Here is a 15,203-nt window from a genome sequence, read left to right on the forward strand (position 1 = left end):
CCACCGGAGACGGCAAGATGCGCGTGAAGGCGCCGCGGCCTTCACCGCGTCGGCGCGCGCTCGTTGCGGCCGGGCTTGGCGCGGCCGCCGTTGCCGCGGGGCTCGCGCCTGCCTGGGTCCGGGCCACGCCGCGCACGGTGCGCATTTCGAAGGGCTACGGCCTGCTGTATCTGCCGCTGCTCGTGATGGAAAAGGCGCGCCTGTTCGAGCGCCATGCAGCCCGCCAGGGGCTCGCGGACGTGAGCGTGGAGTGGGTGAGGCTCGACGGCGGCAATTCGGTCGACGACGCCATGATGGCCGGCACGCTCGACTTCGCCGCCGTGGGCGCGCCCGGCTTCATCGAACTGTGGGCGCGGGCGCGCGGCATACCGAACGTCGAGGTGATCGGCATCAGCGGCCTTTCGGCCACGGCGCTCTCGCTCAACACGAACCGGCCGCAGATCGCGACGCTGCGCGACTTCACGAGCGCCGACCGCATTGCGGTGCCGGGCATTCGCACCTCGCTTTCGGCCGTCGTGCTGCAAATGGTGGCGAGCAAGCTGCTCGGGCCGCAGCACTTCGCGCAGCTCGATTCGATCACCGTCGGCCTGCCGCATCCGCAGGCCATGCAGTCGCTGATCCGGCGCGAGGGCGGCATTACCGCGCATTTCGCCTCGCCGCCGTTCTCGACGCTCGAATTGCAGCAGCCGGGCATCCACCGCGTGGTCAATTCGGTCGACGTGCTCGGGCCGCTCACGCTCGACGTGGTGTTCGCGCCCAAGCGCCTCGTCGATACCGAGCCGGCGCTGGCAAGAGCGTTCCTTCACGCGCTCGACGAGGCGAACCGGATGATCGCGCAGGACAAAGCGGCCGCGGCGCAGATCTATGTCGATTCGTCGGGCTTCGGCGCGTCGCGCGAGCACGTAGTGCAGACGCTCTCTGCGCCGGAGTCGCGCTTTTCGGTCTGGCCCGAGCAGTTGATGGAGTACGTGGACTTTCTGTACATGGTGGGCACGATCAAGGCGAAGCCGCGCACATGGAACGACATGTTCGTGGCGATGCTTGCGGAATTCCGTCCGTCCTAGACATACGCATAGACACAAATAAACGTAGGAGAACAGAGTGAATACAGACACAACCGTCGATCAACAGTCCGCCGAAGAGCGGGATGTCATGTCGAAGATCGCGCGCCGCCTCATGCCGATCCTCGTCGTGATGTTTCTGATCTCGTTCATCGATCGGCAAAACGTCGGCTTCGCGAAGCTGCAGATGGTGCACAGCCTCAACATGACCGAAACGGCGTTCGGCCTGGCGTCGTCGCTGTTCTTCATCGGCTATCTGCTGTTCGAAGTGCCCAGCACGCTCGCGCTGCACCGCTTCGGCGCACGCGTGTGGCTCGCGCGCATCATGCTCACCTGGGGCGTGATTACGGTACTGATGGGCTTCACCACGTCGATGAAAGTGTTCTGCGGCCTGCGCCTTGCGCTGGGCGTGGCCGAAGCCGGTTTCTATCCCGGCGTGATCTACTACCTCACGCTGTGGTTTCCGCAAAGCTATCGCGCGCGCGTGCTCGGCATCTTCACGCTGGGCAGCGCGCTCGCCAACATGCTGGGCTCGCTCGTGGGCGGCTGGCTGCTGAGTCTCAATGGCGTATGGGGTCTCGCCGGCTGGCAGTGGGTGTTCATCGCCACGGGCCTGCCCGCCGTGCTGGTCGGCATCGCCGTGTTCAGGCTGCTGCCGGCGTCGTACCAGGAAGCGCGCTTTCTGAACGAGCGCGAAAAGCAGATCGTGGCGGCCGCGCACGAGCGTGAGAAGCCCGAGCACGCCGAACACGCGCAGCCCTGGAAGGCGCTGCTCGATCCGCGCGTGATGCTGTTCGCGGCGACCTACATGCTGATGTCGACGTCGCTCTACGGCGTGACCTACTGGCTGCCCACGCTCGTGAAGTCGTTTGGCGTATCGAGCAGCGTGAACGGGTTGTTGAGCATGCTGCCGTGGGCGCTGGCGGTATTGCTGCTGCTGTGGCTGCCGTCGAAGCTGCGCCGCGCGAAAAGCATTCTGCGCGCGATGGCGATCGTCGCGGCGCTCGGCACGCTGGGCTTCCTGCTGAGTCTCCTGCTACCTTCCACACCGCTGCGCTTCATCGCGCTCGTGTTCGGCGGCGCGTGCATTCCGCTGCTGTACCCGTGCTTCTGGTCGATGCCGCCGCGCTACTTCACCGGCGCGCGGGCGGCGGCGAGCGTCGCTGCGATCAACTCGATCGGCAATCTCGGCGGCTTCTTCGGCCAGAACCTCATGCCGCTGGCGGGCAAGCTCACGGGTACCGCGTTCGGGCCGATGATCGTGCCGATCGTGTGCCTCGCGGTGCTCGGTCTCGGCGTCTTGGTGGCGTGGGGACGTTCCGGGCGCGCCATGGAGGGCGTGCCGGCCTGAATCTGGCGTGAACCTGGCTTGAGCCTGGTTTGACGGCGGCGCCACGCGTGCGCGATCATGCCGCTTCGGTTGGAAATCTCTGTGACCCCATCGAGCGGAGTCGAACATGAGCCATGAGAGCACGCAGGCGTCGCCGGGTCTTTCGTATTCAGGGACGATCACGTATCGCCGCGCGCTCGTGAACGGCGTCGGCATTTTCTATCGCGAAGCGGGGCCTGTGGATGCACCCACCATCGTGCTGCTCCACGGCTTTCCCTCGTCTTCGCGGATGTTCGACACGCTCATTCCGCTGCTCGCCACGCACTATCACCTGATCGCGCCGGACTATCCCGGCTTCGGGCACAGCGACGCGCCGCCGCCCGCGCAGTTCGCCTATACGTTCGACCATCTCGCGGAATCGATCAACGCCTTGCTCGAGCAACTCGGCATTGACCGCTATAGCTTCTATCTGCAGGACTACGGCGGCCCGGTGGGCTTTCGCATCATGCTGGCGTACCCGGAGCGTCTGCAAACGCTCGTGATCCAGAATGCGAACAGTCACGAAGAAAGCCTCGGGCGCAAGTGGGCGCTGATCCGGGAGTACTGGGCCAACCCGGCGGCGAAGCCCGAAGTCTTCGAGGCGTTCGTTTCGTTCGAAGGCACGCGGTTTCGCCACGCCGGCGACAGCCCGAACCCCGAGCGCTACAACCCGGACACGTGGACGGACGAGTTCGCGTTTCTCAATCTGCCGGGCCAGGCCGAAATCCAGGCCGCGCTGCTTTATGACTACCGCACCAATGTTGCCGCTTACCCGGCATGGCAGGCATGGCTGCGCGCGCATCGACCGCGCACGCTCGTGATGTGGGGCCGCTACGACAGTTCGTTCGTCGCGGCGGCGGGCGCCGCGTATCAGCGCGACCTGCCCGACGCCGAGGTGCATCTGCTCGATGCGGGCCACTTCGCGCTGGATGAAAAAGTAGACGAAATCGCGGCGCTGATGCACGCGTTTCTCGCGAAACACCTGGCGTAGCCGCTCGTCGCGTCCATAGGGCCAGAAAGGGATCGCGATTGTATTTCTGACGGTAACAGTGAATTCAGTCTATGGGCATAGACTTTCGATAGGGCGACCCTAAAATCCACTCTCATGTGAGCGTATTGCGACGCTCGATGTGAGAGGGATTCATGGAGCAGATTTTCAAGGGGACCGTCAGGCTTGCGGGTGTGGCGAGCCGGTCCTGGCCCAAGCTCGCCGTTTCGCTTGCCGCCGCCTGCACGGTGCTCGCGGGTTGCGCGTCGGCTGGCGACGTCACCACGGCGGGCAATCCGGGCACGTACGTCGTTTCGGCGTCCGCAACGGGCGGGCGCCTCGCGTGGGCGCGCGCCCACAAGCGCGCGGTGAGCGAAGCCAACGACTACTGCGAGAGCCGCGGCATGCAAACGAGTCTCGGCATGGAGCACACCGAAGGGCTCGAGGCGCTGCAGCAGCAGGCCTCCGTCATCCGCTTCGAGTGCCATCCCAAGCTTTGAGGCGCGTGCGCCTCAGCGAATCACGAACGTTTCCCGGCGAGCCCCGTACCACTTCGTGACTTCGGAGTGCGCGGTCAATCTGGACGACTTCAGAATCGGGCTCGTGACGCGATACAGCCGGTCCGGGTCGGGCCCGTACATGTAGAGATAGCCGTCGTTGCCGTCGATGTGAATTTCGGTTTCGCCGAGTTCGCCGGCGTCCGCGCGCTTGATGGCACCGGCGAGCCGCTGTTCGAGCGCATGAATCTGGGGGCGGTCGTTCGGGTAGTAGTCGAAATGGACCATCATGGCCGGTCCCGGCGGCTTCTGCGCCGGTTGCGCGGCGGCGCTGCCCGCGGCGAGTGCGATGCCCAGCAACGTGGCGAGTGTTTTCCGGATTTTCGGCATGGGTGGATGGCATCCGCGAGAGAAGCTGCGATGTTCGCATATCGACGGGGCAGCATGGGGCGGCGGTGCTTCGCGTTATGATTGACCCCATCAAAGAAAGGTCCGGCCGGGTAACACCCGGTCCAACCCGGTCCACCCATTCAAGCCGCCAATGGTCACGAAACAAACTACAGGCCCCGCGCGCCGCAGCGCCGGGCCGGGCAAGCGCGCAGCGCTGCCTCCCGAGGAGACCCCAGCCGACGTGGATGCCGCCGGTTCGAATGCCGAAGCGAATCCCGAAGCGGACGAAGAGGGCACGGGCGCATCCACCTATCTCGTGCCGGGCCTCGAGCGCGGCCTGCGCATTCTCGCCGAATTCTCGGCGCGCGAGCCCGTGCTGGGGGCGCCCGAACTTTCGCGGCGCATCGGCATTCCGCGCACGACCACGTTTCGCCTCCTGCAGACCCTCGAAGCGCTCGGCTTCATCGAGCGCGCCAACGGCGACCGGCAATACCGGCTGAGCGTGGCGGTGCTGCGCCTCGGCTTCGAATATCTCAGCTCGCTCGAACTCACCGACTTCGGCACGCCGCTGCTCGAGCGCCTGCGCGACGCGACGGGCCTCAGCACCCATCTGCTGATTCGCGACGGGCGCGACGTGGTGTTCGTGGCGAAGGCGCAAACGCGTGAGCCGATGTTCAGCTCGGTGAAGGTTCACGTGGGCACTCGCTTGCCCGCGCACGCCACCGTGCATGGCCAGGTGCTGATGGGCGACCTCACGCTCGCCGAACTGCGCACGCTCTACCCCGAGAAGCAGCTCGAACGTTACACGGAGCGCACGCCCGCGACCGTCGCCGATCTCTATGCGCGCGTGCGCGAGTTCGCGCAGCAGGGCTATGCAGTGAGCGAAGCGTCGTTTGAAACGGGCATCTCGGTGGTGAGCGCGCCGGTGAGGGATCAGTCGGGCCGTATCGTGGCGGCGCTCACGGCAACCGTGCCGCGATCGGACATCGGCGAGGCCGAGCGTGCACCGCTCGTCGCCGCCGTGTGCGCCGCGGCGATCGACCTGTCGGCGCGGCTCAATTACCGGCCCGCGGCGAGCGACCCCACTGCGGCACAGGCCGCGCGCACCCGCAATTCGCACGCGATCTGAGGCCAGGCTCAGGCACGGCGCCCGAAGGCGCCGCGATCAGAACGAGTGGTGAATGCCCGCGAGCACAATCGCCTGATTACGCCCGCTCGACACGCCCGCGGTGAAAAAGGCCGCCTGGGCTTCGGAGTTGGCGTGTTGGTAAAGCGCGTTCACATAGACCTGCGTGCTCTTCGAAAGCGAATACACGTCGCCGATCATCGCCTGGGTCCAGCGGCGCCCGGACAGCGTGGACGTCGCCGCGCCGCCCACTACGGCGTTGGCCGTCGTGAACTGGTAGTTCGCACCGGCGTCGTAGCTCTGGAACGTGTCGGAGTAGCCATTTGACTGCAGCTTCGTGCGAGTGTAGAGCCCGTGTACGAGCAGCTTGCCGAATGAGTACGACGCGCCCACGCCCATGTTCTCGACCTTGTCGGCGATATACGTGGCCGCCGGTTGACCCTGGAACTCCGTGATGCCGGTAGTCGCTATCGATACCGAGCGGTCGTGCTCGTTCGACCACGACGCGCCGGCCTTGAACGGACCATTAGCATAACTGAGCGAAAAGCTCATCGTTCTGCCGGTCGAAAAGTTCGTGGTATTGCCGAAGCCGAACATCGCGCCCGCCGTGAAGCCGTAAAAGCTCGGCGAACGATATTTGACCGAGTTGTTGTAAGGCACGACGCCCGTATCCGCCAACTGGTCGATGTTGCCCGGGTGGAACGCGTACCAGCTCGCCGCGAGATACGCCGTGCTGAACGGACCGAGTGTGTCGAACGAGAACGGCGTTTGATTGCCCAGCGTGAGCGTGCCGAACTGCTCAGAATTCAGGCCCACATACGCCTGGCGGTTGAACAGCGTGTTGGCCTTCGCCAACGCGCCCGTATTGGTGTAGAAGCCGTTTTCCAGCTGGAAGATCGCCTTGAGGCCCCCGCCCAGATCTTCCTGGCCGCGCAGGCCCCAGCGGTCGGGCTGGGTGTTGCCCTGCTCCATCATCCACTTCGAGTGACCCCCGACGTTGCTGATGTAGGCCACGCCCGCATCCAGACTGCCATAAAGCGTGACGCTGCTTTGCGCCCATGCAGACGAGACGGCGCAAATGCCCGTCAACCCCGCGGCAATGAAATGCTTCAACTTTGGACTCCTGATCGTATGACGAAAAGCCGGGCGAGTTGATCCGGCATCCCCAACCCGCATGGCCAACTCATAGGCAGTGCGCGGCGTGCTTCTGTCGGCAAGCGCTCTCGCGTGGCTCCGTTTGTTCCATATATGGTTAGACGTGCTGCCTATGGAAAGTATAGAGACTCTTGCGAGACGCCAAAACACTTTTTTGGGACGGTGATTCCCCCAGGTGCGGCCCGGCGCCCGGATGCGCCATACGCGCGTAAGTGCACGTGCCGTAAGCGTTTTGGCAACCAGAACGGCACCCTCGGCGACCCTGGCGGTGTCATCTTGCATGCTGCGGTCGGTGTTTTCCCCAGGCACGCCGGATTTCTATTTTTTTCTTCCCGAGACCGTCTCATAATTGACCATACACGAACTACTGTTCCGTATATGGAACACGGTTGAACGGGAAAGGTGACACATGGCTGAAGAATGGCGCTGCGCCGGGCATGCCGGCGATCTGTCCGAAGACGGGCCGCTCGAATACAAACTCGACGGCACGGAGATCGGCATCTACAAGGTGGGCGACGAGATCTACGCGCTGGAAAACGTCTGCCCACACGCTTACGCGTTGCTGACGCAGGGCTTCGTCGATGGCGACACCGTCGAATGTCCGCTGCACGAAGCCGTGTTCCATATCCCGACCGGCAAGTGCCTCAAGGAGCCCGGCGGCCGCGATCTGAAGAGGTACTCAGTGCGGCTCGCCGGTGAAGAAATCCAGATCAAGGTGGAATGACATGCGAGAAGTCCCCGTGAATTTCAATCCGTCGCTCAAGCCCTGGCTCGCGCCGCAGCCGAACAACGTCGCCGGCAAGGGCGTGATCGAACAGCCGGGCGAAGCGCAAAACATGGTGTGGCAAACGCGTAAGGCGGAGCCCACGCAATACGAAAACGACTTCGGCGACGCGCTCGAACAGGTGTTCGAAGCGGGCGCCGCCGAACTCGAGGAAGTCGTGTCGGGCCTGAACCGCATCGGCTTTCGCACGCCCGAAGGCGCAGCCTGGAACGCCGAGCGTCTCGCCGCCGAGTTCCGTTTGCTCGCCGAATGAGCCGGCGCTGCCCACACTGAATACGGAGACCCCACATGACGTCCCCCACGATTGAAGCCGCAGGCGGCGCCGATCCCATCCGCGCTTATCTCGACCGCGGCATCAAGAACTACTGGTATCCCGTCGCCCCGAGCTGGCAGGTGGGCAACGCGCCCATCGGCATCACGCGCCTCGGCGAACAGATCGTGTTGTGGCGCGATCAGGACGGCCAGGTCCATGCGCTCGAAGACCGTTGCCCGCACCGCGGCGCACGCCTGTCCCTCGGCTGGAACCTCGGCAACCGCGTGGCGTGCTGGTATCACGGCATCGAAGTCGATGGCGGCGGCACGGTGCAAAACGTGCCGGCCGTTTCGGCGTGCCCGCTCGAAGGGCAGAAGTGCGTGAAGTCGTATCCGGCGCAGGAGCATGCCGGCGCGGTGTTTCTGTGGTTCGGCGACGAAGCGCACCAGGAAGCCGCCCCGCTGCAATTGCCGGAGGAACTCGTTGGTGAGGAGTACGCAAGCTTTCTGTGCATGTCGAACTGGAAATGCAATTACCAGTACGCCATCGACAACGTGATGGACCCGATGCACGGCGCGTATCTGCACGCCACTTCCCACTCGATGGCCGATGGCGACAAGCAGGCCGACATGCGCGTGCGCAAGACCGAATCTGGCCTCATGTTCGAAAAGGTCGGCCAGCGCGACGTCAACTTCGACTGGGTCGAACTGGGCGAAACCGGCTGCCTGTGGATGCGCCTTGCGATTCCGTACAAGAAGAAGTTCGGCCCGGGTGGCAACTTCGGCATCATCGGCTTCGCCGTGCCGGTGGACGAAAACAACTGCCAGGTCTACTTCTGGCGCACGCGCAAAGTACAGGGCTGGCAGCGCGACGCATGGCGCTTCATGTATCGCAATCGCCTGGAAGGTCTGCATTGGGCCGTGCTGGAGCAAGACCGCTACGTGCTGGAAAGCATGGCGCCGAACGCGCGCGATCACGAATTCCTCTATCAGCATGATGTCGGCATGACGCGTGTGCGCCGCATGCTGCGCCAGCGCGCCCAGCAGCACTTTGCCGAACTCGACGCGCTGCGCGCCCAGCCGGACGCCAACGCACACACCGCCGGGCATGGCCATGCATGACGCTACGTTCGCGGCGCAGGTCGCGCTCGCCGGGCGGCGCGTGGTCGTCACGGGCGGCGCACGCGGTCTGGGCGCGGCGTTCGTGAAGACGCTCGCAACGGCCGGCGCGCGTGTGACCTTCGGCGACGTGCTGGTCGAGGCGGGCGAGGCGCTCGCCCAGCAACTCTCTGCAGCGGGGCACGACGTTGCCTTCGCGCCGCTCGATCTCGCGCAACCGGCAAGCATCGCCGCCTTCGTCGATGCCGCCGCGCAGCGCATGGGCGGCATGGACGCGCTCATCAACAACGCGGCGATCACGAACTCGGGCGGCAAACTCGCGCACGAAGTGAGCGTAGAGACATGGGACGCGGTGATGGACGTGAACGTGCGCGGCACCTGGCTCATGTGCGCGGCAGCACAGCGCTGGCTGCGCGAGTCGGGTCGCGGCGCGATCGTCAACATCGCCTCCGATACGGCACTGTGGGGCGCGCCCAAACTGCTCGCCTACGTGGCGAGCAAGGGCGCCGTGATCGCGATGACACATTCGCTCGCGCGCGAGTTCGGCGCGGACGGCATCACTGTCAACGCCATTGCGCCCGGCCTGACCGAAGTGGAGGCGACGGCCTATGTACCGGCCGAGCGCCATGCGTATTACCTCGAAGGGCGGGCGCTGCGGCGCGCGCAGGTGCCCGAGGACGTGACGGGCCCGGTGTTGTTCCTGTTGTCCGACGCTGCGCGTTTCGTGACCGGACAATTGCTCCCGGTCAACGGCGGCTTCGTGATGAACTGATTTCGTAGAACTGACGATACGTTCGAAAGAACCCAAGGAGAAAACATGGCCGATGCCGATATCGAGCGCAAGTCGTGGGACTGCCCCGCCGACGCGAGCTTTGAAGACTGGATGAACACGCGCGTAGCGCGCTTCGAAACGCGCCGCTACGACTGGGACGCGCTGAAGTTCCAGGCCGACTACGACCCGAAGTACCGCCGCGCGCAGATGCGCTATGTGGGCACGGGCGGCACGGGCGTCGCGAAGGACGTCAACACCGTGCCCGCTGGCGGCTTCACGTTCTCGACCATGGTGATTCCGGCCGGCAACATCGGCCCGAGCCATATCCATATCGATGTCGAAGAAATCTTCTTCGTGCTGCGCGGCAAGATGAAGGTCGTCTGCGAGAAGGACGGCGAGACGTGGGAAGCCGTGCTGGGCGAACGCGACCTGATCTCGGTGCCGCCGGGCGTGTACCGCACGGAAATCAACGTGGGCGAGGAAGACGCGCTGATGTGCGTGATGCTCGGCTCGTCGAAGCCCATCACGCCGACGTATCCGCCCGACTCGCCGCTCGCGAAGATCAAGCGCGAGATGAAGTAAGCGACATAGCCGCAACCCGATCCGAAGCCATGAACGACACGATCCACACGGCATCATCAGCCGCCACGCTCGAAACGCGGCTCGCGCGCTTCGCACTGCATAGTGCGCGGGCGGGCGAGGCCAGCGTGAGTTATCGCGAAGCCGCGGGCGAGGGCGCGGGTGAGGACGATAAGGAGGCGCTGCCGCTCGTGCTCCTGCATGGCATCGGCTCCGGCGCGGCTTCGTGGGTGCAGCAGCTCGAAGCGCTCGGCGGCGCGCGCCGCGTGCTCGCCTGGGACGCGCCGGGTTACGGCGCTTCCACGCCGGTTGCGAGCGCGTCGCCGGTCGCGACGGACTATGCGCGCGTGCTGGCGGACTGGCTCGACGCGCTGCGCATCGCGCGTTGTGCATTGGTGGGCCATTCGCTCGGCGCGATCATGGCCGGTGCGTTTGCCGCCGCGCATCCCGAACGCGTGGCCGGTTTGCTGCTGATCTCGCCGGCCGGTGGCTATGGCGCCGCCGATCCCACCGTGCGCGCGCAAAAGCGTGACGCGCGCCTCGCCATGCTGGCCGAACTCGGTCCGCAAGGTCTCGCGCAACAGCGCAGCGCGAACATGCTTTCGCCGCACGCCGACGACGCCGCACGCGCCTGGGTGCGCTGGAACATGGCGCGCATCGTGCCGCACGGTTACGCCCAGGCCACGCATCTGCTCGCGAACGCCGACCTCGCCGCCGACCTCGCGCGTTGCGTGGGCAAGGTGCCGATGGCCGTCGCCGTGGGCGCGCAAGACGCGATCACGCCGCCCGAGGCCTGCGAGCGGCTCGCACAGATCGCCCATGCGCCGTTTCATACCGTGCCGCGCGCGGGCCACGCGGGTTACATCGAACAACCGCAGGCTTATAGCACGCTGATCGAATCCACGCTGACTCGTACATTCAGTACTACGGAGCTCAAGGCATGACACCCGACGTCGACGAAGACCGCAACGACGCCAGCTACCGCGTGCCGGGTCTGGAGCGCGGCCTGCGCATTCTGACCGAATTCTCGCCGCGCGAGCCGGTGCTCGACGCGCCCGAACTCTCGCGCCGCCTGGGCATTCCGCGCACCACGGTGTTTCGTCTCCTGCAAACGCTCGAATCGCTGGGCTTTCTGGAGCGCGCCGACCGCGACCGCAACTATCGCCTTGGCGTGGCTGTGCTGCGTCTCGGCTTCGAATACCTCAGCTCGCTCGAACTCACCGACCTCGGCCTGCCGTTGATCGAGGCGCTGCGCGACGCGACGGGACTGACCTCGCATATCGTGATTCGCGACGGACGCGACATCGTGTTCGTCGCCAAGGCGCAGAGCCACGCGCCCATTTTCAGCTCGGTGAAGGTCAATGTCGGCACGCGCCTGCCGGCGCATGCCACGACCCACGGCCAGGTGCTGATGGGCGATCTCACCCTCGGCGAACTGCGCGCGCTTTATCCGGAGCCACGGCTCGAACGCTTCACGCCTTCCACGCCGGAGACCGTCGAGGCGCTCTTCGAGCGCATTCGCGAAGACGCCGAGCGTGGCTATGCCGTGAGCGAATCGTCGTTCGAGCGCGGCATTTCGGTGGTGTCGGCACCCGTGCGCAACGACACGGGCCGCATTGCCGCCGTGGTGACGACGACCATCCCGCGCCCCGGCATCGACGTGCAACTGCTCGACGGCGGTTTGATCGAGAAGGTGCGCCACGCGGCCAACGAACTCTCGAAGCGCCTGAACTATCGGCCTCAGAACAGGCCTCAGGCATCCGCAGGCAAGGGTGCGCCCTACATGAAAGCATTGGGGATCAAATGATTCAACTCGATTTGACCGGTCAGGTCGCGGTCGTGACGGGCGGTTCGTCCGGCATTGGCCTCGCCACCGCCGAACTCTTTTTGCGTGCGGGCGCAGCGGTTGCGATCTGCGGCCGCGACAACGATCGCCTCGCGCGCGCCGAACGCGGCCTGCGCGAGCGTTATCCGCAAGGGCAACTGCTCGCGTCGCGCTGCGATGTGCTCGACGCGGGCGAAGTCGCCGCGTTCGCGGCAGAAGTGGAAAAACGCTTCGGCCGCGCCGACATGCTCGTGAACAACGCGGGGCAAGGCCGCGTTTCCACCTTCGCCGATACGTCGGACGAGGCGTGGCGCGAGGAACTCGACCTCAAATATTTCAGCATCATCCGCCCGACCCGCGCGTTTTTGCCCTTGCTGCGCCATGCCGCGAAAGCAGGCAACGCCGCGATCGTCTGCGTGAATTCGCTGCTCGCACTGCAGCCCGAGCCGCATATGGTCGCGACCTCGTCGGCGCGCGCCGGGGTGCTCAGCCTCATCAAGTCGCTCGCCGTCGAACTCGCGCCCGAGCAGATCCGCGTGAACTCGATCCTGATCGGCATCGTGGAGTCGGGGCAGTGGCGCCGGCGCTACGAGAACGACCAGGAGGCGCAGTCCGCGGGCCAGAGCTGGGAAGACTGGACGCAAGCGCTCGCGCGCAAGAAGCACATTCCGCTTGGCCGCTTCGGCCGCCCCGAAGAAGCCGCCCAGGCGCTGTTTTATCTGGCCACGTCCCTGTCGTCCTATACGACGGGCAGTCATATCGATGTATCTGGAGGCGTTGCACGTCATGTCTAACAAAACCACCGTCGGCGAACTGATCGCCGCCTTCCTCGAACAATGTGGAGTCCGAACCGCGTTCGGCGTGATCTCGATCCACAACATGCCGATTCTCGACGCCATCGGGACGCGCGGCAACATCCGCTACGTCGGCGCGCGCGGCGAAGCGGGCGCGGTCAACATGGCGGACGGCCTTGCGCGCGTCTCGGGCGGCCTCGGCGTGGCGTTCACCAGCACGGGCACGGCGGCGGGCAACGCGGCGGGCGCAATGGTCGAGGCGCTCACGGCAGGCACGGCGCTGCTCCATATCACCGGCCAGATCGAAACCGAATACCTCGATCAGGACCTCGCGTACATTCACGAGGCGCCCGATCAACTGAGCATGCTGTCGTCGATTTCGAAGGCCGCGTTCCGCGTGCGTTCGGTCGAGACCGCGCTGCCCACTATCCGCGAAGCGGTGCGTGTGGCGCAGACGGCGCCGAGCGGCCCGGTGAGCGTGGAGATTCCCATCGACATTCAGGCGGCGCTCACCGACTGGCCAACCGATCTCACCGCGCCGCACCTCACGACGCTCACGCACGACGAAGCGCGCGTGGAGCAACTCGCCAGCGAACTCGCGAAGGCGAAACGCCCGCTGCTGTGGCTGGGCGGCGGCACGCGTCATGCGCGCGCCGCGGTGGAGAGGCTCGTTGCGCTTGGCTTTGGCGTGGTGACGAGCGTGCAGGGCCGCGGCGTGCTGCCCGAAGATCATCCGGCCACGCTCGGCGCGTTCAACGTGAGCCCCTCGGTCGAGCGCCTGTACAAGACCTGCGACGCGATGCTGGTGGTGGGCTCGCGCCTGCGCGGCAACGAAACGCTCAAGTACAAGCTCGCGCTGCCGCAGCCGCTCTATCGCATCGACGCCGACGCGCTCGCTGACAATCGCGGCTACCGTAACGCGCTGTTCGTGCATGGCGACGCCGCGCGTGTGCTCGACGCGCTCGCCACGCGCCTGGAAAGCCGCATCAAGGTCGATCCGCAATTCGCCGCCGATATTGCCGAGGCGCGCGAAATCGCCGTGGCGGAAACGGCCAAGGGTCTCGGTCCTTACCGCCGTCTCGTGGAAGCGCTGCAGCGCGCCGTGGGCCGCGATTACAACTGGGTGCGCGACGTCACGATCTCGAACAGCACGTGGGGCAACCGCCTCTTGAAGATCTTCACGCCGCGCGCGGGCGTGCATGCGCTCGGCGGCGGCATCGGTCAGGGCATGCAGATGGCGATCGGCGCGGCGCTCGCGAACGCCGCCGCGAAGACCGTGTGCCTCGTGGGCGACGGCGGCCTGATGGTGAACGTCGGCGAACTCGCAACGGCCGTGCAGGAAAAGGCCAATGTGATGATCGTGCTGATGAACGACCAGTGCTACGGCGTGATCCGCAACATCCAGGACGCGCAATACGGCGGCCGCCGCATGTATGTCGATCTGCACCAGCCGGAGTTCTCGCAGTTCTGCGCGAGCCTTGGCCTCAAGCACTACCGGCTTTCGTCGCTCGACGACGCCGACACGGTGATTCGCGAAGGCATCGCGTTCGAAGGCCCCGTGTTGCTCGAAGTGGACATGAAGGCCGTGGGCAGCTTCGAGACGGCGTTCGCGGGGCCGCCGGTGCGCAAGGAGGAGCCCCAACATGCATAACGGCCACGCCGTGCCGCACGCACCCATCGACATCGCGATGATCGGCTTCGGTGCGATCGGGCAGACCGTGTATCGCGCGGTCGCCGCCGATCCGCTTGTGCACGTCTCGCACGTGATCGTGCCCGAACACCACGCCGCTGCCGTGCGCGAACTGGTGGACGGCGCGGTGGAGGTGGTGTCGTCGGTGCACGCGCTTTCCACGCGGCCGCACTTCGCGCTCGAATGCGCCGGTCATGCGGCGCTCGTCGATCATGTCGTGCCGCTCTTGCAAAGCGGCACGGATTGCGCGGTAGCCTCGATCGGCGCGCTTTCCGATCTCGAACTGCTCGAACGCCTCTCGCACGCCGCCGACGAAGGCGACGCCACGCTCACGCTGCTTTCGGGCGCGATTGGCGGTATCGACGCGCTTTCCGCGGCGAAGCTGGGCGGCCTCGACGAAGTGCTGTACACGGGCCGCAAGCCGCCGCTCGGCTGGCTCGATACGCCCGCGGAACAGGTCTGCGACCTGCGTGCGCTCACGCAGGAGCAGGTGATTTTCGAAGGCAGCGCGCGCGAAGCGGCGCGGCTCTTTCCGAAGAACGCGAACGTGGCGGCGACCATCGCGCTTGCAGGCCTCGGTCTGGACCAGACGACGGTGCGCCTGATCGCCGATCCGGCGGTGGAGCGCAACGTGCACCGCATCGTGGCGCGCGGCGCGTTCGGCGAGATGTCGCTGGAAATGTGCGGCAAGCCGCTGCCCGACAACCCGAAGACCTCCGCGCTCACTGCGTATAGCGCGATTCGCGCACTGCGCAACCGGGCCGCGCGCTGCGTGATTTGAAGCGAACAGATGTGAGACCCC

At 65.7% G+C, this 15,203-nt stretch carries 17 protein-coding genes; 15 read left to right on the plus strand and 2 right to left on the minus strand.

The genetic code is table 11. The features are described 5' to 3' along the window. Nucleotides 1–17: 17 nt before the first annotated feature. The 4 genes from A3CW_RS0131765 to A3CW_RS0131780 all read left to right on the plus strand — a co-directional run bounded on the left by A3CW_RS0131765 (nucleotide 18) and on the right by A3CW_RS0131780 (nucleotide 3,918). The gene (locus A3CW_RS0131765) at nucleotides 18–1,064 is read left to right on the plus strand and encodes an ABC transporter substrate-binding protein (protein ID WP_028207170.1); all 1,047 of its coding nucleotides are present in this window, start codon (nucleotides 18–20) and stop codon (nucleotides 1,062–1,064) included. Between the two features lie 88 nt (nucleotides 1,065–1,152). After that, nucleotides 1,153–2,412, plus strand: a complete 1,260-nt coding sequence (locus A3CW_RS0131770; RefSeq protein WP_407669784.1) for an MFS transporter — start codon at nucleotides 1,153–1,155, stop codon at nucleotides 2,410–2,412. Nucleotides 2,413–2,518: 106 nt separating this feature from the next. Beyond that, complete coding sequence (locus tag A3CW_RS48160) at nucleotides 2,519–3,421, plus strand: alpha/beta fold hydrolase (protein WP_035514553.1); 903 nt, start codon at nucleotides 2,519–2,521, stop codon at nucleotides 3,419–3,421. A 152-nt stretch (nucleotides 3,422–3,573) separates the two neighbouring features. Further along, nucleotides 3,574–3,918, plus strand: coding sequence for a hypothetical protein (locus A3CW_RS0131780; protein ID WP_051481844.1), 345 nt, complete (start codon nucleotides 3,574–3,576; stop codon nucleotides 3,916–3,918). Nucleotides 3,919–3,930: 12 nt separating this feature from the next. Here the strand turns inward: A3CW_RS0131780 and A3CW_RS0131785 are convergent, their stop codons facing one another. Next, nucleotides 3,931–4,305, minus strand: a complete 375-nt coding sequence (locus tag A3CW_RS0131785) for a hypothetical protein (protein ID WP_245623791.1) — start codon at nucleotides 4,303–4,305, stop codon at nucleotides 3,931–3,933. A gap of 151 nt (nucleotides 4,306–4,456) precedes the next feature. Here A3CW_RS0131785 and A3CW_RS0131790 point away from each other — a divergent pair, with 151 nt between their 5' ends. Further along, on the plus strand, nucleotides 4,457–5,434 hold the full coding sequence (locus A3CW_RS0131790) for an IclR family transcriptional regulator (RefSeq protein ID WP_028207174.1): 978 nt from the start codon (nucleotides 4,457–4,459) through the stop codon (nucleotides 5,432–5,434). A 36-nt stretch (nucleotides 5,435–5,470) separates the two neighbouring features. On the opposite strand, the gene A3CW_RS0131795 is transcribed toward A3CW_RS0131790, so the two are convergent. Further along, nucleotides 5,471–6,544, minus strand: coding sequence for a porin (locus tag A3CW_RS0131795; protein ID WP_028207175.1), 1,074 nt, complete (start codon nucleotides 6,542–6,544; stop codon nucleotides 5,471–5,473). Nucleotides 6,545–6,995: 451 nt separating this feature from the next. Here A3CW_RS0131795 and A3CW_RS0131800 point away from each other — a divergent pair, with 451 nt between their 5' ends. The 10 genes from A3CW_RS0131800 to A3CW_RS0131845 are packed head-to-tail and all read left to right on the plus strand — an operon-like array spanning nucleotide 6,996 to nucleotide 15,182. Beyond that, nucleotides 6,996–7,310 carry a non-heme iron oxygenase ferredoxin subunit gene (locus tag A3CW_RS0131800; RefSeq protein WP_028207176.1) on the plus strand — a complete coding sequence of 105 codons (315 nt, stop codon included), beginning with the start codon at nucleotides 6,996–6,998 and terminating at the stop codon, nucleotides 7,308–7,310. Nucleotide 7,311: 1 nt separating this feature from the next. After that, nucleotides 7,312–7,623: a recombinase-like helix-turn-helix domain-containing protein gene (locus tag A3CW_RS0131805; protein ID WP_028207177.1), complete on the plus strand. Its 312-nt coding sequence runs from the start codon at nucleotides 7,312–7,314 to the stop codon at nucleotides 7,621–7,623. 35 nt (nucleotides 7,624–7,658) lie between these two features. Next, a complete protein-coding gene (locus tag A3CW_RS0131810) occupies nucleotides 7,659–8,744 on the plus strand; it encodes an aromatic ring-hydroxylating dioxygenase subunit alpha (protein WP_028207178.1) in 1,086 nt (361 codons plus the stop codon). Continuing rightward, on the plus strand, nucleotides 8,737–9,513 hold the full coding sequence (locus tag A3CW_RS0131815) for an SDR family oxidoreductase (RefSeq protein ID WP_028207179.1): 777 nt from the start codon (nucleotides 8,737–8,739) through the stop codon (nucleotides 9,511–9,513). Before A3CW_RS0131810 ends, A3CW_RS0131815 begins: the two co-directional genes overlap by 8 nt. Nucleotides 9,514–9,558: 45 nt before the next feature. Further along, nucleotides 9,559–10,095 (plus strand): cupin domain-containing protein, encoded by a 537-nt coding sequence (locus A3CW_RS0131820; protein WP_028207180.1) that lies wholly within the window; start codon nucleotides 9,559–9,561, stop codon nucleotides 10,093–10,095. 29 nt (nucleotides 10,096–10,124) lie between these two features. Continuing rightward, on the plus strand, nucleotides 10,125–11,036 hold the full coding sequence (locus tag A3CW_RS0131825) for an alpha/beta fold hydrolase (protein WP_028207181.1): 912 nt from the start codon (nucleotides 10,125–10,127) through the stop codon (nucleotides 11,034–11,036). Further along, on the plus strand, nucleotides 11,033–11,899 hold the full coding sequence (locus A3CW_RS0131830) for an IclR family transcriptional regulator (protein WP_028207182.1): 867 nt from the start codon (nucleotides 11,033–11,035) through the stop codon (nucleotides 11,897–11,899). Before A3CW_RS0131825 ends, A3CW_RS0131830 begins: the two co-directional genes overlap by 4 nt. After that, entirely contained in the window at nucleotides 11,896–12,711 is an 816-nt protein-coding gene (locus tag A3CW_RS0131835; protein WP_028207183.1) for an SDR family oxidoreductase, read from the plus strand. The genes A3CW_RS0131830 and A3CW_RS0131835 overlap by 4 nt, the downstream gene beginning before the upstream one ends. After that, nucleotides 12,704–14,362 (plus strand): thiamine pyrophosphate-binding protein, encoded by a 1,659-nt coding sequence (locus A3CW_RS0131840; protein ID WP_028207184.1) that lies wholly within the window; start codon nucleotides 12,704–12,706, stop codon nucleotides 14,360–14,362. Before A3CW_RS0131835 ends, A3CW_RS0131840 begins: the two co-directional genes overlap by 8 nt. Beyond that, entirely contained in the window at nucleotides 14,355–15,182 is an 828-nt protein-coding gene (locus tag A3CW_RS0131845; RefSeq protein WP_028207185.1) for an aspartate dehydrogenase, read from the plus strand. Before A3CW_RS0131840 ends, A3CW_RS0131845 begins: the two co-directional genes overlap by 8 nt. The last annotated feature ends 21 nt before the right edge of the window (nucleotides 15,183–15,203 follow it).

The sequence above is a fragment of the Paraburkholderia nodosa DSM 21604 genome (assembly GCF_000519185.1).
GTDB lineage: Bacteria > Pseudomonadota > Gammaproteobacteria > Burkholderiales > Burkholderiaceae > Paraburkholderia > Paraburkholderia nodosa.